Source organism: uncultured Mucilaginibacter sp. (assembly GCF_937859865.1).
In the GTDB taxonomy this organism is placed as follows: Bacteria; Bacteroidota; Bacteroidia; order Sphingobacteriales; family Sphingobacteriaceae; genus Mucilaginibacter_A.
The window spans coordinates 1-17,379 of sequence record NZ_CALMAT010000108.1; the positions used below are offsets into that span (position 1 = coordinate 1).

The 17,379-nt window shown below is 41.6% G+C and carries 13 protein-coding genes; 7 read left to right on the top strand and 6 right to left on the bottom strand.

The window, feature by feature from the left end:
• Positions 1–874 precede the first annotated feature (874 nt).
• The gene (locus tag Q0192_RS11070; RefSeq protein WP_299289544.1) at positions 875–1,189 is read right to left on the bottom strand and encodes a hypothetical protein; all 315 of its coding nucleotides are present in this window, start codon (positions 1,187–1,189) and stop codon (positions 875–877) included.
• Positions 1,190–1,672: 483 nt separating this feature from the next.
• On the opposite strand from Q0192_RS11070, the gene Q0192_RS11075 reads away from it, so the two are divergent.
• Both Q0192_RS11075 and Q0192_RS11080 read left to right on the top strand, forming a co-directional pair.
• Positions 1,673–2,080, top strand: a complete 408-nt coding sequence (locus Q0192_RS11075) for a DoxX family protein (protein ID WP_299289545.1) — start codon at positions 1,673–1,675, stop codon at positions 2,078–2,080.
• A 165-nt stretch (positions 2,081–2,245) separates the two neighbouring features.
• Positions 2,246–3,292 carry an LLM class flavin-dependent oxidoreductase gene (locus tag Q0192_RS11080; protein WP_299289546.1) on the top strand — a complete coding sequence of 349 codons (1,047 nt, stop codon included), beginning with the start codon at positions 2,246–2,248 and terminating at the stop codon, positions 3,290–3,292.
• A 76-nt stretch (positions 3,293–3,368) separates the two neighbouring features.
• Here Q0192_RS11080 and Q0192_RS11085 read toward each other — a convergent pair whose 3' ends face one another.
• Both Q0192_RS11085 and Q0192_RS11090 read right to left on the bottom strand, forming a co-directional pair.
• Positions 3,369–4,118: a LytTR family DNA-binding domain-containing protein gene (locus Q0192_RS11085; protein ID WP_299289547.1), complete on the bottom strand. Its 750-nt coding sequence runs from the start codon at positions 4,116–4,118 to the stop codon at positions 3,369–3,371.
• A 194-nt stretch (positions 4,119–4,312) separates the two neighbouring features.
• Positions 4,313–5,317, bottom strand: coding sequence for a histidine kinase (locus Q0192_RS11090; RefSeq protein WP_299289548.1), 1,005 nt, complete (start codon positions 5,315–5,317; stop codon positions 4,313–4,315).
• A 204-nt stretch (positions 5,318–5,521) separates the two neighbouring features.
• On the opposite strand from Q0192_RS11090, the gene Q0192_RS11095 reads away from it, so the two are divergent.
• Complete coding sequence (locus Q0192_RS11095; protein WP_299289549.1) at positions 5,522–7,915, top strand: outer membrane beta-barrel family protein; 2,394 nt, start codon at positions 5,522–5,524, stop codon at positions 7,913–7,915.
• 137 nt (positions 7,916–8,052) lie between these two features.
• Here Q0192_RS11095 and Q0192_RS11100 read toward each other — a convergent pair whose 3' ends face one another.
• Positions 8,053–10,629: a phosphoenolpyruvate carboxylase gene (locus tag Q0192_RS11100; protein WP_299289550.1), complete on the bottom strand. Its 2,577-nt coding sequence runs from the start codon at positions 10,627–10,629 to the stop codon at positions 8,053–8,055.
• Between the two features lie 171 nt (positions 10,630–10,800).
• On the opposite strand from Q0192_RS11100, the gene Q0192_RS11105 reads away from it, so the two are divergent.
• A complete protein-coding gene (locus Q0192_RS11105; protein ID WP_299289551.1) occupies positions 10,801–12,957 on the top strand; it encodes an FUSC family membrane protein in 2,157 nt (718 codons plus the stop codon).
• A gap of 309 nt (positions 12,958–13,266) precedes the next feature.
• Here the strand turns inward: Q0192_RS11105 and Q0192_RS11110 are convergent, their stop codons facing one another.
• Together Q0192_RS11110 and Q0192_RS11115 are read right to left on the bottom strand one after the other, a co-directional pair.
• Entirely contained in the window at positions 13,267–14,028 is a 762-nt protein-coding gene (locus Q0192_RS11110; RefSeq protein WP_299289552.1) for a TIGR03915 family putative DNA repair protein, read from the bottom strand.
• A 1-nt stretch (position 14,029) separates the two neighbouring features.
• Positions 14,030–15,286: a putative DNA modification/repair radical SAM protein gene (locus Q0192_RS11115; RefSeq protein WP_299289553.1), complete on the bottom strand. Its 1,257-nt coding sequence runs from the start codon at positions 15,284–15,286 to the stop codon at positions 14,030–14,032.
• A gap of 90 nt (positions 15,287–15,376) precedes the next feature.
• Between Q0192_RS11115 and Q0192_RS11120 the strand changes: the two genes are divergently transcribed.
• The 3 genes from Q0192_RS11120 to Q0192_RS11130 form a co-directional block, all read left to right on the top strand.
• Positions 15,377–15,790, top strand: coding sequence for an Ohr family peroxiredoxin (locus Q0192_RS11120; protein WP_299289554.1), 414 nt, complete (start codon positions 15,377–15,379; stop codon positions 15,788–15,790).
• 275 nt (positions 15,791–16,065) lie between these two features.
• Complete coding sequence (locus Q0192_RS11125; protein ID WP_299289555.1) at positions 16,066–16,863, top strand: alpha/beta hydrolase; 798 nt, start codon at positions 16,066–16,068, stop codon at positions 16,861–16,863.
• A gap of 18 nt (positions 16,864–16,881) precedes the next feature.
• On the top strand, positions 16,882–17,379 hold a 498-nt coding region (locus tag Q0192_RS11130), incomplete at its 3' end, for a PAS domain S-box protein (RefSeq protein ID WP_299289556.1).

A 17,379-nucleotide genomic window follows, 5' to 3' on the forward strand; every position in this document is an offset into this window, starting at 1 on the left:
ATTTAACTTTGGTTTGGGCTGACGGTTTTCAAGTTCCAGTTCTTCACCAAGCCCTTTCCGTTGGCTGTAATTTTCCGACGACTATTAGAAAAGTAAAACGTGACAATACACATTTCTAAACAAATTTTATTGATATTTTTAAAATGATTAAGAACATTTCATTACTCATTTTATCAAACTTTTTTTTCTTTGTAGTTCTGTTAATATTATACTTTATTAGTGGCTTTGTAACCGGTTATGGTTCAAATGATAATTATAAGAATGCAGCTTGGATACTTTTTATTATTTTCATTATTATGCATTTATTTATAAACTTTTTACTGCTTACTAAACAAAAACGAACTTTTAAATTTTATATGATTACAACATTAGAGATTTTAATGTTGTGGCTAATGATAGCTTGGTTTTATAGATAGAGCATTACAAGATAAAAAAACTACAGCCAACATTGGTTTGGCAAAAAACTGGCTGACAAAAGTAATTGAACTTCAATTTTGCAATTTTACTTCAGTTTCGGCAGAAGGAATAAAATTTTAGCTGATAAAAGAAGCATCAACTTTTGATTATAAATCTAACTTTGGTTTCGGCTGACGGGTTTCAAATTCCAATTCTTCGTCAAGCCCTTTCCCGTCGAGTTGGCAAAAATAGGATAGCATTGTGTGCGAAAAGACTAGAAAGAAGTTGAAAATTTTACTGGTTTCGTTTTACAAGCTAATCTTTTGAACTTTTGGTTTTTAATTTCAAAAAACCATATTTTTTTTATCAATCCAATTTTGTATAATATTCCAACTTCGTATTTTAAAATTGAAACTATGCTTGTCAACTAAACCCAATTACCTGCAAGTACTTCTTTTATCAGGCAAAAATCATCCATTTACAACGGCACATAATTGTTAATCTTCGAGATCATATTTTCAGCTTCGCTGTCCCAATCTTTCACATCTTCGGGGTAACTGTAGCCTAAACGTTTGTTTTCTTCGTGCATAAATTTAAAAATGTCGCCCAAAGCTTCGTGCACAGATTTCAGGAATTTATAATCGGTGCTGGTAAGGCACCTGCCGCAGTCTCCGACCCCTTTTCCGGGTTCGCATAGGTTTAGTTCTTTGATTACGCCATTTACAATTGTTGCGTTAAAGTTGCCTTCAAAATGCCAGGTAAGTGTGTTTTTTATTTCGCGGTGGTTTTCCATTGTTTATGGTTTGCTTTTGTAAATATTTTGTATGATATATCCAAAAGAAATGCCAGACAGCAGCGGTTTAAAAAATAAAGGTGTTCTTTTCCTTTCAAAGCGAAAATCAAATTTTAAAAAGCTTTTTTTATGACATTAAAGTTTGCAATTGTTTTGGTTGGGGAGCTTCGGGAAAAAAAAGCGCAGTGTGTAGTTTAATTTGTACACAAATTGTAAACCTGTTTCAAACAATACTTTTTCCCATGCTTTAATCATCAAACCAAACAATTAAAAAAACATTTTTAGAACCGGGGATCGAGATTTATGTGATGTTGGCAGTTAAACAATTATGTTAACGAAACTTTTTTTATAATAAATTATGGAAACACCTAAAATTGCAATCTTCAAACAAAAGTCATAAAAAATACAAGGTGCAGTTTTTTTATGTTTTGCAAAATTGTTATTGCTTGTAAAGCCCTACATTGCCAAAAAAAACCAAAAACCATGAACACAAAAACAAGAAACATTATTGGCTGGGTTTTAACAGCCGTTCTGGCGTTTGTATTTATTTCCAGCGCTTCTATGAAATTGATTGGTGGCGAACAAGCGGCAAAAGGTGCAGCAGGTTTTGGCATCTCTTTGGCCACTTTGAAAATGCTTGGCGTTATAGAAATTGTTTCCTTTTTGCTTTTTGTCATTCCGCGTACCGGTATGCTGGGCCTGTTGCTTTTGTCAGCTTATCTCGGCGGCGCAATTGCTACCCATTTAGAGCACCATCTCCCGATTACTGCCCCAGTTGGTTTTCAATGCCTGCTTTGGATTGCAGCAGCAATCCGTTTCCCAGAGCTAAGCCAAAGGTTGCTGGGCAATAACACAAGTGTAAACAACACAAGTGCGAAAGCTGTAGTTTAAATATTGTTCTGTTTGGTCGTTGTGCTTCTTTTATCACCCTAAATTTAGGTTGATAAAAGAAGCATTGCAATTTTAATTGAACAAGTTTGTACGGGCTTTAAAGTAATGTAAGTTTGCACGGAAAATAACTTCACTTGTAACCAAATTCTCAATATTAAAATTGCTATGGAAATCGGGGTAGATAGTTTTGCGGCCGCCATGTCGAATAACGATAGCGGTACAAACTTAAGCAGTGTCAAATCTATCCACTATTTGCTGGAAAGGATAGAACATGCAGACCAGGTTGGCCTGGATGTTTTTGGCATCGGCGAACACCACCGCAAAGAGTTTTTAGATTCGGCACCAACCATGATCCTTGCTGCGGCAGCGGCGCGAACAAAACGGATCCGCCTTACCAGTGCCGTAACGGTGTTGAGCGCGGCCGACCCAGTCAGGGTTTTTCAAACCTTTGCCACATTGGATTTGATTTCGCAAGGCCGGGCCGAAATGGTGGTAGGCCGTGGTTCTTTTACCGAATCTTTTCCGCTTTTTGGTTTGAACTTGCAGGATTACGACGAGTTGTTTTCGGAGAAGTTGGATTTATTGCTGAATATTCGGGAAAACGAGACGGTGAGCTGGTCGGGCAGGTTTCGTCCGGCACTTAAAAACCAAGCCATTTACCCGCGCCCTTTGCAAAACCCCATACCAATTTCAATAGGTGTTGGCGGCACACCGCAGTCTTTTGTCCGTGCCGGCACTTTGGGTTTGCCGCTGATGGTGGCCATTATTGGCGGCGAAACACACCGTTTTCGCCCATTGGTAGATTTGTACCGCGAAGCAGGAAGAAGGGCCGGGCATCCGCCAGAACAATTGAAAGTAGGCCTGCACTCTATCGGTTATGTTGCAAAAACCACACAACAAGCCATAGACGATTTTTATCCCGGCTACGCCGAAAACTTTACCAAAATAGGAAAAGAACGCGGCTGGCCGCCAGTTACAAGAGCACATTTTGATGCACAAATGAACAAGCAAGGCGCATTGATCATCGGCGGGCCGGAAGAAGTGGCCGAAAAGATCATTCGGCATAGTGATGCTTTAGGAGGAATTTCCAGAGTTTCTTTTCAAATGGACAACGCCAATTTATCACATGCTAAACTGATGCAAGCTATCGAGATTCTTGGTACACAAGTATCGCCTATGGTAAAAGAAAAACTTGGTGTGCAAAAAAGTTAATTGGATAATTGTTGTCGTTGGATTTTGAAATTGTGCTTTTTAACCATGCTTCTTTTACCACCTAAAAATCACAACCTCACTCCTGCTCCCTGATCACTTTTAAAAAACCGTCGCGGTAAGTTTCACCAATCGGAATGGCTTGGTCGCCGATGTAAACCTGGTTGCCATCCACCATCCTAATCTTATCCACCGAAATAATATACGATTTATGCACGCGGTAAAACGGCGGTTGCGGTAGTTGCGTTTCCAGGTCGCGCAGAGTTTGGTAAGTAACCATCCGCTGATCGGCAGTAAAAAGCGAAACGTAATTTTTCAAGCCTTCCACATATAAAATATCATCGTAATTAACTTTGAGAAATTTGTTTTTGCTTTCGCCTTTGATAAACATATATTCTGCAGCATTCGTTGGCGGATTAATTGTATGATCCAAGTTTGGTGTGGATTGAATAGTTGCCGATGCTGTTTTTATCGGCATAAAATAAGCGTGTGCTTTGTTGGCAGCTTTCAAAAAGCGGTCAAAAGCAATTGGTTTCAGCAGATAATCCAGCACATCGTGTTCGTAACCATCCAAAGCATATTCGGGATAAGCGGTCGTAAGAATAACTTTGCATTTGCTGCCGCATAGTTTTAAAAACTGTATTCCGGTTAAATCCGGCATTTGGATATCCAAAAAAACCATATCAATATCGCCTTGCTGTACTTGCGTTAAAGCGGTAATGGCGCTGGTTGTGGTTCCAACCAATTCTAAAAAAGGAATTTTTGCGATGTAATCAGCAATAATTTTGGTGGCATAAGCTTCGTCATCAACGGCAAGGCAACGGATCATTTTAAGAGGGCTTTTAGCTGTCGGCAATCAGCTTTCAGCGTTTGTAAATTGTAAATAAATAAGAGTTGCTATCGGCTCTTAGTTATCAACAATCAGAATTTGTATGGTGCAAATATAACAGTGGGTTTTATTAAACTCAGTTTGTTTATAAAATTTTGAGGTTTGAATTTTGCAAGAAAGCTGATTGCTGACAGCTAAAAGCTGAGAACCAAAGTTGCTTTATAAGTTTGTCCGTTGTTGGATATAAAAAATTCGTGTTGCTTTGGATAAAGCAGTTCCAATCTTCGCCGAACGTTGACCAAACCTACGCCGGTAGAATAGTCTTTTTGGTTTTGGCTGATCTTATTGCTCACCGTAAACTCCAAACGCTGGCCGGTTAATTTTAAATTAATGCGGATTGGGCGCGAAGGATCATTAACCACACCATGTTTAAACGCGTTTTCTACAAACGGGATCAGCAGCAGCGCGGCAACCCGTTTCCCGGCAATATCGCCTTCTGCTTTAAAATCTACAAAAAACGCATCTTCAAAACGCAACTGGTAAATACTGATGTAATTTTCGATGTAATCCACTTCCTTTTGCAAATCTACCTGTCCATCAGGGTTTTCGGTGAGCATGTAACGCATCAGTTGCGAAAGTTTGATCACGGCATCGGCCAGTTTATCCGAAACCGGATACGCCAGCGAATAAATGTAATTGAGCGTGTTGTACAAAAAATGCGGGTTGATTTGCGTTTTAAGGAAAGCCAGTTCGGCCTGTGTTTTTTCCTCACGCAGCGATTTATTTTCTTGCTCTTTTCGCAACGCATCAAAACTGCTGTAAACTGCAAGGCTCAAAATAACTGCAGAAGAACCAAAATATACATTATCTAAGGAGTAGCTAAAAGCAGTATATCCGAAATAATTATGGAAGTGAAAAAAATAATCAAAGGCAACTTCCTCCAGCAAAAAACGGGTTAGGATAAAACAGCCAATGGCTACTGCAATCCCGCCAATGAGCTGCGGTATTTTTCCTTTGTTGAGGAAGTTTGGATAGACCCACAAATAGCAAACGTAAAACTCTACCATCTTTACAAAAACCATGGAGTAATCAAAAATTGGAAATTTATTGGGCTTGAAAATAAAAGCGTTGCCGAATATCAGGTAAAGCCAATAAAGCGTCCAGCCGATGATGTGGTAGCGAATTTCTTTTTTCGTCATGATTGGATAAAGCTAAGGCAAAAGCAGGTTGACTTTTAAAATTTTATCCCAACGCCCGTTTTCCTGATGCGAACCGGAAAAATCAGGGCAATGCTTCTTTTACCGGTGTTTTTTTGGTCTGGGATAATATTCCGGGTGGTTGGTATCAAATTTTTTTGGGGCGAAGGTTGACGTTGCACCTTTGAAGCATCAACCCAAACATATATGAAAACGCTTTACACCTTTTTACTTTTATTGATTTGCGGAACTGCTATTGCTCAAAGCGGAAATATTTCCGGAAAAATTACCGACCAAAAACAACAACCTTTGCCGGGCGCTTCGGTTTTGCTGCTGCACTTGCCAGATTCTATACAAGTTGCCGGACAAGTTGCTGATGAAAACGGCGCCTATCTTTTCAAACTAAAGCCCGGAAAATATGTGGTAAAAACAGCATTGGTTGGTTTTACAACGGTTTATTCTAAAGCTTTTGATTTTGACGGAAGGGATGTTCAACTTCCTATTTTGGTTTTGTACGAGAAAAAAAACCTGCTAAAAGAAATATCGGTTACGGCTACTTTACCGCAACTGGAGCAAAAATCAGATCGTTTAGTTGTTAACGTAGAAAAACTAAACACAACCGGCGATAATGCTTTGGAAGTTTTGAAGAAAGCACCAGGCATCCGTTTGGATAAAGACGATAATATTTTGTATCGAAATAATGCCGGCGTGGTGGTGATGATTGACGGACGAAGAACTTATATGAGCGGCACCGAACTCAGCAATTATTTAAAATCAATGCCGGGAAGCGCGCTGAGCAAAGTAGAACTGATCCCAAACCCACCCGGCAATTACGATGCAGAAGGAACGGCCGGAATGGTCAACATCATTTTAAAACACAACAAAATGCAAGGTTACAGCGGCACGGCAAACTTAAATGCAGGTTATGGCAAGTATCCGAAATTGTATGGCGGCTTCAATTTTAACTACAATACCGGCAAGCTCAGTTTATTTGCCCGCGTTAATTCGGGTTATTATGATTCGTACAATAAATTGACCTTGAGCCGCCAGATCGAAAATGAGCTTTACAACCAATACAATTACTGGCACCCAAAAACTTTTGCAACCGGTTACACCATTGGCACTGATTTTTATGCCAGTAAAAGAAGCACGTTTGGTTTGATGTTTAAAGGCTACAACAGCCCGATGGATGCGCAGGTTACCAGTCAGTCAAGTACGTTAAACAGTTTTGGTGGTCAAACGGGAAGTGTTACCGGTTTTAATCCGCAAAAATCCGATAATAATACATACAGCGTTAACTTAAATTATAGTTTTGCAATTGATACAGTTGGCCAAAAATTAAGTGTTGATGCAGATTATGTGCACAGCAGTTCTTTTATGAACCAAACTTACACCAACACTTATTTTAACGGCAGCGGCGATGTCATCGGCAACCCAATCCAATTGCGAAGTGCCGCGCCGGTCAATTACAATATCAAATCCATCAAAGCAGATTATGTGCTGCCTTTGGCCAACCATTGGAAAGTGGAAGCCGGTTTAAAAAGCAGTTTTGTAAGTACGGGCAGCGATGTTTCGTTCGATTCGTTGAAAACTAACGGTTATATCAACGACCCAAAACACAGCAACAACTTTATGTACGATGAAAATATCAACGCGGCTTATGGCACCATCAGCAAAAATTTTGGAACAAAGTTAGATGTAAAAGCCAGTCTGCGCGGCGAGCAAACCGTTTCTACCGCCAATTCTCTGACCCGGAACGAAGTGGTGAAACGCAATTACTTTCAACTTTTTTCAAGCGCGTTTATCACTTATAAAATCAATCCGGATAACCAGTTAAATGCTTCTTTTAGCAGGAGGATCAGCCGCCCAAGTTATGGTTCGTTAAATTCGGCCATCCGTTACACCGATCCTTACACGGCTATCCAGGGCAATCCTTATTTGCAGCCTTCCATTTCGCAATCCTACGTTTTCAATTACACCTACAAAAGTTTCCAAGTTTTGAGTTTGAGTTATTTGAAAGTAAACGATGCCGTTAGCACAGTCATCAACCAAAACGACCAAACGAAAGAAAGCATCAGCAATTACCAAAACCTGGGCAGCACCAGCACCTTGAGCGCAACTTCGGCCGGGAGTTTTAAAATCAAAAAATGGTGGGTGGTAAATGCGGAAGTGGATGCTGCTTACAACCGCGTAAACACAATAGTTGGTGGAAACCCTTATCAAAGCAGCCGTTTTTCCTGGTCGGGCAACATTGATCAAAGCTTCTTTTTGCCGCACAATTTCAAACTTCAGTTAACAGCAGAGTATGATTCGCCTTCGATCAATGGTTTGTCGCGCACGCTTTCTTCTTCGCAAATTGATGCCGGTATCACCAAAACCTTTTTGGATAAACGCCTGAGTTTAAGTTTTAAAGCGCGCGATATTTTCTTTGGAAACCGTTACCGCAGCATTTTACAGTACAACAACGTAAATACCCGTTGGGATAACGAGTACGAAAGCCGCCGCTTTACGTTGGGTTTTACCTACAACTTTGGCAACACCAAATTGGAGGCCGCACGCGACCGCAAAACGGGAAGCAGTGCGGAAGAAGGAAGGATGTGAAGTTGCGGTCTGTCATTTTGATCCGAAGGGAGAAATCTTATTTCAAAGCTAAATACTAATTATATTGAAAGAAGGTTCCTCCTATCGTCGGAACGACAGCCCACCAATTTTACACCGATAAAAGAAGCATGCTCCTGTTATGCCAAGTTTCTTCCCGCGTTTACAATCCCATAAACCGTTCTGATGATAAGCTTGTGGTACAAATTGGTTTCCTCCTCATTCAATTCCTGGTAATGCAATTGCTGCAACGCATAATGCTGAATGACCACCAAAGGCATGATAATCTTTTCGCGCAGCGCAATGGATTGCCGTTCCACCGGCGATTCTTCCATCAAAACTTTTGTGTCCGAAAGCTTTAAAAGCAGCGAGCAGGTCAGTTCAAATTCCGTTTTCAGCATGGTCCAAAATGCGCCATATTCCGGGTCGTCCGCCAAATTTGCGGTAATGTTGAAGTTGGATTTTGACATAGACATCATGCAATTATCAATGATGGTTTTGAAAAAACTGTTCTGGCGGTACATCGTTTTCAGATCTTCCCATTTGCCTTCGGTTTCCATCTTTTTCAAGGCCGTTCCTACGCCGTAAAAACCGGGGATATTTTGTTTTAACTGGCTCCAGGCCGTTACAAAACTGATGGCGCGCAAATCTTCCAACTTCAACTCAGTGCCTGAGTTTCTTTTGACCGGCCGGCTGCTGATGTTAATTTCCGACAACAATTTAAGTGGACTCAAATTTTCCAAGTACGGCAGAAACAAGGGGTTTCCGCGCAGTTCCATAAAATAACGGTAACTTTCGGCAGCCATATTTTCAATCAACGCACGGCCTTTTTCGTCAATGGTATCGCCATTTTGTTGGTTTAAGGCAGAAACGATGCCTGCATTGATCAATTGCTCAATATTAAAACGTGCGCTGTCAATCGAGCCATATTGTGTGCTAATGGTTTGTCCCTGAATAGTTAGTTGAAGGTAATCGTTCGCAATTTCGTGGCCCATGGAAGCATAAAAACGGTGCGTTTTGCCGCCGCCACGTGCCGGTGGCCCGCCGCGCCCATCAAAAAACGCCAGGTCAATATCGTACTTTCTCGACATCGCCGTTAACTCCACTTTTGCTTTGTAAATAGACCAGTTGGCCATCAAATAGCCGCCATCTTTGGTACTGTCAGAAAAACCCAGCATGATGGTTTGCCGGTTATTCCGTTTTTTTAAGTGGGCGATGTAAAACGGATTGGTGTACAATTTTTCCATCACTTCGGCCGCGCCCTGCAAATCGTTTACGGTTTCAAAAAGCGGCACAAAATCAATGGTCAAGTTTTCTGCCTTCCAGCCGCTCCACAAAAACAAATTGATAAGCTGCAAAATATCCGAAGCTTCCTGGCAATTGCTGATGATAAAACGGTGGCAGGCTTTTTCGCCGTTCGTTTCCTGGATCTCGCGCATATACCGGATGGTGTCCAGCGTGTCTTTCACCAAATCTTCTGCCGCGTCCGGGCAGTAAAAATCAGCTTCTACAAACCGGATGTTCTTCAGCTTTTCTTCTTCCGTTTGTTCGTGGTAACCTGTTGGCATCCGGTGCCTTATTGTTGATTCTGTTAAACAATATTGGTGTGTTGCCCTTAAAATCCGGCTGTCCTGCCGGATGTCCAGCGTCGCAAAATAATCACCAAACAGCTTCACTTTTCGGATCAAATCATCCAGCAAATTGATGAACAAACCGTCGTGGTCTTTTTGCAATACTGTTTTTATCGCCTCTAAATTAGTAAGCAAAACTGCCTGTTGGTTTTTGGTTTGCAACTGCCCGGCACCGGTTTGTTTGTTAAACTGCTTGTCCAGTTCGGCCATGTATTGCTCCACGCCGCGGAACGTCAGCCTTTTGCGCAATTGCTTGTAATCGCGCGTGTAGCAACGGTAAATTACTTTCCGCAGCAGTTCAGTTACGGCTTGGGTTGATTGCAGGTTTACGTTTGGGTTGCCATCGCGGTCGCCGCCCGGCCAAAAGCCCAGTTCTAACGTTTGGTGATCATCTTCTGCTAAAAAATCAAATTCGGTGTCCAGTTTTTCTTTGATGGAAGAAACCGATTGGTAAAACACATTTTCCAAAAACCAGGCCAGCGAAACAGCTTCATCCACCGGCGTTGGCTTTTCTTTGTTGAAAAAAGGCGTTTTGCCCAATTGCTGCAGCAGCAAATAAATCTGGTTAATGTCGTTTATTTTCAAAGCTTCAGTCAGTTCTGTGATGATGCCCAGTACGCTGCCCGGATAAAACTGCGTTGGGTGCGCCGTTAAAACCAGGCGCAAAGAAAACTTTTGCAAAGCTTTGCGCACTTTGGCATGGGTATCAGGCTGGTTATTGGCCTGTTGCAGTAAAACCTGCAACGAACTGCTGTCGTCTCCGGTTTCTAACTTTGAAAACGCGGAATCTTCTATCGCATCAAACAAAACTACTTGTCGTTCAATGTATTGGATAAAACGGAACAGCAGGTGAAAGCGGTCGGCATCTTTGATGTACTGCTGGTACTTGTCAAAAAAATTCTCAATAATTTCTACCGGCGATTGCTTTTTGCTGATGCCTTCTTCTACATGTGCCGTAAAAAATGGCAGCAGCGTGCCGGTGTATTTAACCTGATAAAACGGCAGCGTTAAAAACAGGCTGTTGTACAAGTCGAAACGGGTAACTACTTCATTATTAAATACAAATTCTTTCTGACTGAGTTTCATATGATACTGTTAACGTAAACCTCGGCAAATTAAAGATTTAATAGGTTTATTGTTGATTTTTTATCAATAAAAGAAGCATCGCACAAAAAACGGTCCTCCTGCACTTGATTTTCGTTGCGAAATTTATGCAGGACAAACAGAAACCGCTTTCTGATCGTATTTTTGATGCGTATGACGGCCATTCCAACCAGGAAAATTTACAGCTTCTTTTACAGTCAGTATTTCTCCGACGGGTTGCGCATGACGTTTGGCGTTCTGGTCCCAGCATTGTTGTTCAACCATTTTAACCAACTCGCCACCGGCGTTGCTTTGGCTTTGGGTGCATTGTGTGTAAGCGTGGTTGATGCCCCCGGCCCGGTTATTTACAAGCGCAACAGTATGCTCATTTGCTGCGGGTTGATTTTGCTGGTTTCATTGATTACCGGGTTTGTACAGCCAAACCTTTATTTGCTGTTTGCCGAAATTGTGTTGTTCGCCTTCTTCTTTTCCATGTTTGCGGTTTATGGCAACCGCGCTTCTTCTATCGGGACTTGTGCCTTGCTGGTCATGATTTTTATGATCGAAAAACGCATGGCACCGCAGCAGGTTTTCCAGTACAGCTTACTGATTTTAGCCGGCGGGATTTGGTACACAATTTTAAGTTTGGCCTTTTTTCAGATCCGGCCATACCGCACCGCACAGCAGGTTTTGGGCGAATGTATTGGCGAAGTGGCCAAATATTTAAGGGTAAAAGCTGATTTTTATGCGGAAAAAACCAATATCGAAGAAAACTACAACCTCTTGGTTTCGCAGCAGATTGCGGTAAGCCAGCACCAGGATGCCGTGCGCGAAATATTGTACAAAACGCGGGCCATCGTTAAAGAATCAACACCCATCAGCCGAATGCTGCTGCTAACGTTTGTTGACCTGGTTGATTTGTTCGACCAAATTACTTACACGCATTACAATTACGAAAGTTTGCAGAAAACGTACCAGCCTTATGGCGTTTTGGAGGACGTTTCCAAGCTGATTCACAAAATGGCGGATGAGCTGGACCGCGTTGGTTTTGCCGTTCAATCCAATAAAAAATACAAACCCGCCAGCAATTTAAACCAGGAACTGGAACAATTAAAAACCCATATTGACCAGATTGCTTTGGCCAACCCGGAACAAAATGTTTTGGTTTTGAAAAAGATTTTGGTGAACATGCGTAACATCAACCAACGTTTTTCTGACCTGGCCAGCTACACGCAATTCGACCTAAAAACGGTGATTAAGCCTACACAAAACCTGGAATTTTCCCGCTTTGTTACGCACCAGGATTATTCGCCGCGCGTGTTTTTGGATAACTTGTCTTTTAAATCGGCCTCTTTTAAACATGCTTTGCGCGTGGCGCTGGTTTGCGGCATCGGTTTTATCCTGGCAAAAACAGTAGCGACTGGCCACCACAGTTACTGGATTTTGCTCACGATCATCGTGATCCTGAAACCGGGCTTCAGCTTTACCAGGCAGCGCAATTTTGAAAGGCTGACCGGGACTATCGTTGGCGGCGCGATCGGAATTTTTATCCTGTTTTTGATCCCCGATAAAACTGCGCAGTTCTTTATTATGCTGGTTTTGATGCTGTTGACTTATAGTTTTTTGCGGTTGAATTATATCGTCAGCGTGATTTTTATGACGCCTTATGTGTTGATTGCCTTTAGTTTTTTGGGTGTCGAACTGATTAAAACTGCCGAAGAACGCATCTTGGATACTTTAATTGGTTCGGTACTGGCCATCAGTTCTGCCTTTGTCATTTTTCCAAATTGGGAATCCGATCAGTTGAATGAAACTTTAGATAAAGTACTCATCAGCAATCTAAATTATTTAAAAACTGTTGCCGGGCGTTTGAATGGTTTGCCGTTAAATATGGTTGAATACAAGCTGGCGCGGAAAGAGGTTTATGTGCAATCGGGCAATTTGGCTGCGGCTTTTGAAAGGATGGTTTCTGAACCGAAAAGCAAACAAAAACACGCGAAAGACTTGCACAAGTTCGTGGTTTTTAACCATATCCTTTCATCGGCCATTGCAGCCGTTGCCGCAAATTTACCCGATAAAAACAGCATTTATTTGCCAGCCCAATTTAAAGCGGCACGCCATGCGCAAACGATTTTGCAAGAAACGGCAAAAAGATTAGATTTAACAAATGCTTCTTCCGCAGAAATGATTTCGTCGAAAGCTGAACATCCAAACAAAGAACCAGAATTTGACCCTGCCGAGGTTGATATTGCTTTTTTGGACGACCAGCTTCGGTTTATTTCAAAAATCAGTTTGGATATTGCAAAAGTTACGGATGTGATTTTAAGCTGATGCTTCTTTTATCGGTATAAAAACTTACAACCTACAATTTAGAACCTGTTTAAATTTTATTCGGTTTGTTTTTCATGCTTCTTTTATGCCATCAATTTTGGCTAAAGCCAATCCTTGTTCCTTTATCCACGGCCTAAAGGCCGCGGCAATGAATAAAGCAGGATGCCGAAAAGTGAAAAAGGTTTGTAAAACAAGGCGGCCCAGTTGCCACGGCCTTTAGGCCGTGGGATATGTAAAATACAGGTTGGCTTTAGCCAAAACACCGTTGGATGAAATTTAAACAGGCTCTTACAACCCGCAACTGTCCACCTAAATTTTCTCTGTCAAATGTTTCCAATACCGTTTCGGTACATGCTGCAAATGCAATTTTGTGTTTTTCCGTGCTGGGATGTTTACGTGTTTAAAATAATCTTTCCACAAAGCCTGGTACAACGTTTCATCTTCAGAATAAGAAGAAATAATGGTTTTACCGTCTTGTTTGGACGAAGCAAAATTTAGCTGTATAAAAACAGCATCCTGCAAATCGTAATAAATGCCGTAAGCCCTTTTGATGTCGTAAATAATCCATTTTTGGTCGGCATACCTTTTTTTAAAATGATTCAAGATCAGCGGCAGCACGTTAAAATCAGGTTCAACAGAAGCATAAAAAATACCGTCGGCCATTTTTTGGAAACGCACAAACGCTTCCATCCGGTGCTTTTCGCGGCGCACCAATTTCAACACATACGAAAGGCGCATCACATATTTATTCCCAAAATCCTGTTCAATCGTTTCATTCGTGCTAAAAGCGTAGCGGATAAAACCAAGCAAATTGTCTTCCTCGCCGGCAATTTCCGACAAATGCGCGGCATACAAACGCTGCACGCCGCCTGCCGCCAAACGCTGGTGCAAACCTTTTAAAACACGGTTTGCCTTTACCGTATCGGACACAATGCTTCTTTTAGCATCAAAAAAATTGGGTTTAAGCAAGTGTTCGGGGCAAATGCTCACCTCGGTGAGTTTGTGTTCGTAAATTTCGAAAACGGCGGTGAGCAAACCTTCAAACGTTCCGTCGTAAATTAAAGTGATCATATTAAAAAAGGCTGAGCTGGTTGGGTTTTTGTTTGAGGTATTTGCTTTGCGATTCGGCCAAAATAAACTGTTTAATTTTGGTGCCCGAAAGCTCGCGTCGTTCAAAATCCTGGCTGTTGCAAACAATAAAATAACGGGCGCGGTTTACGGCGATGCCCATCGCTTTCAAATGTTCCCAATTCAATTTGCCAAACTTGCGCCCACTTACAATTTTTTTTGCCGATTCTACACCAATCCCCGGCACGCGAACGATCAGTTGCAAATCAGCTTTATTAATATCAATGGGAAAATGTTGCAAGTTTCGAATGGCCCAACTCAACTTTGGATCAATGTCCAAATCCAAGTGCGGGTTGTTTTGGTCTACAATTTCGCGCACATTAAAACCGTAAAAACGCATCAACCAATCGGCCTGGTACAAACGGTTTTCGCGCACCATCGGCACGGCCGTACTTAAACCCGGCAAACGGTTATCGTTGCTCACCGGCACGTAGCCCGAATAATAAACCCGTTTTAAGTTGAAGGAATTGTAAAAATGGTTGGCCGTGTACAAAATCTGGCGGTCGTTTTCCGGCGTTGCGCCAATTACCATTTGCGTACTTTGGCCCGCCGGCGCAAACAGCGGCGCTTTTTTAAACAGTGTTTTTTCTTCTTTACGGAGGATAATCTCGTTCTTGATGAAATTCATCGGCTTGATCATGTCCTTTTGGTTTTTATCAGGAGCCAACAATTTCAATCCGGCTTCGGTTGGCAGTTCCAGGTTTACGCTCAAACGATCGGCATACAATCCGGCTTCGCGCATCAGTTCGTCACTTGCGCCGGGAATAGATTTTAAATGGATGTAACCGTTAAACTTGTGCTCCGTCCGCAGTTTTTTGGCGATGCGCACCAACCTTTCCATGGTAAAATCGGCATCTTTAAAAATACCGGAACTGAGAAACAAACCTTCAATATAATTCCTGCGGTAAAAGTTCATCGTTAAATCCACCACTTCCTGCACGGTAAAAGCAGCACGTTTGATGTCGTTGCTTTTGCGCGAAACACAATAAGCGCAATCAAAAATGCAATGGTTGGTCAGCAGGATTTTGAGCAGCGAAACACATCTTCCATCTTCGGTATAAGTATGGCAAATGCCGTTGCTGGCATCGCCCAAACCTTTGTTGTGGTTTTTGCGCTTGCTGCCGCTCGAAGCGCAGGAAACATCATATTTGGCTGCATCTGCTAAAATGGAAAGCTTTTCCCGGATCCGTTCATCGTTCATACCGCTAATATACTAATTTTATTAGTATTTGGTTTCGTTTGGATCAAACAAAAGTTTTAAACATTGCGTTAACTCTTTAAACAAAAAGCGATGGAAACATTATATACCGCTGTAGTTACAGCAAAAGGCGGCCGCGAAGGCACCGTAAAATCAGCCGATGGTGTGATTGATTTGCAATTAAAAAAACCGGCAGAAATGGGCGGCGAAGCTGGTTATGCCAACCCCGAACTGCTTTTTGCCGCTGCCTGGGGAAGCTGTTATCTGGGCGCGTTAGGTTCAGTTGGCAAGCGCGACAATGTGGACGTGAGCGAAGCAACGGTAGATGTGCACGTTAGTTTTAACCAGGAAGGCACCGCTTCTTATGTTTTATCGGCAGAACTGCACGTCCATATTCCCAGCATTGATCTGGAAAAAGCACAAAAACTGGCTGATGCCGCACATAAAGGCTGCCCATACTCAAAAGCAACCCGCGGCAATGTAGAAACAAAAATCATTGCAGAATAAAGAATTATTTTTTAAGGTAATTGATAAAAAGCTGATCTCTGGTCAGCTTTTTTTGTGCCTGATGTTTTTGTCCATGCTTCTTTTATCGCCTAAAAATAGACAGTGTGGATTGCTTAACCACTAAATTTATAGGCATAAAAGAAGCATTCCATAAATATTGCACCTTTTTAAACCGTACTGCAAGTTTTTGAGGTAATTAAATTACGAACAATGCTCCGAAAAATGAACCTATAAACAGGCACGGAACGTAAAAAAGGATAATTTACTTTATCTTAATGACTGATATTTTAAAAAGGAACAACGTAAAAATTTTCGGAAACGGAGAAAAGGTTGTTTTATTTGCCCACGGTTTTGGAGGCGATCAAACTGCCTGGAAATATGTTTTTAATGCTTTTACCGCTAACTATAAAGTTATTCTTTTCGATTTTGTTGGATCAGGAAATTCTGACCATTCGGCTTATAAACCCGAACTCTACAATTCTTTAGAAGGTTTTGCACAAGATGTTTTGGATGTTTGTGCTGCTTTACAAATCTATCAGGTGATTTATGTTGGCCATTCGGTAAGCAGTATGATTGGTTTGCTGGCAGCGTTAGAAAAACCAGAATACTTTAAAAAACTAATTTTTCTTGGCCCGTCTGCACGTTATTTAAATGACGGGGATTATATCGGTGGATTGGAAAGAAATGATTTGGACGGGTTATTTGAAGTGCTGGACAGTAATTACCTCGGTTTTTCCAGAATGATGGCACCTGCAATAATGGGCGAAAATAATCCGGTAGAGCAACAAGAAGCACTGGTGGAAAGCTTTTGTGCGGCCGATCCTGCTGTTTCTCAAAACTTTGCCCGCGTTACACTGCTTTCAGATCATCGCAGCGTATTGCCGTATCTGAAAGTCCCAAGTTTAACTTTACAATGCATGGATGATGTAATGGCGCCGGAAACGGCCGGACAATACATCCGGGAACATACGCCCGGAAACACTTACTTAGAATTGCATACAAGCGGACATTGCCCACATTTAAGTGCACCGGAAGCAGTAATCAAAGCCATCAAAGATTATATCCAAAACTGAAAATTTTAGTATAAAGTAGTGGATCTGTTACATCCAAACCAGCACAATTTATTAACAAGTACAGAGTTTTTGTATGAAAATTCGCCTTGCGGAATTGTGTCTTTTTTTCCTGATGGAAACATTTTTCGCGTTAATAAAACTTTGTTAAATTGGATCGGATTAAGCAGTGAAGAAATTGTAGGCCAAAAGAAGTTCCATGATATTTTAAGTGTTGGCGGCAAGCTTTATTACCAAATGGTTGCTTTGCCTTTGCTTAACCGCCAAGGTTTTATCAATGAAATTAACTTTGATATTGATTTAAAAAACGGCACCACTTTTCCAAGTTTGGTTAATGCCGTAATTATCAAAGGAGACGATGGAAAAACGATAGCCGTACATGCAACTGTCCTTAAAATTACAGACCGTAAAAAGTACGAATCCGAGCTTTTAAGGTCAAAACAGTTTGCAGAAGAAGAACGGAAACGTTTTGAATCGCTTTCTAATATTATCCCCGAAATTATCTGGACGGCCTTAGCC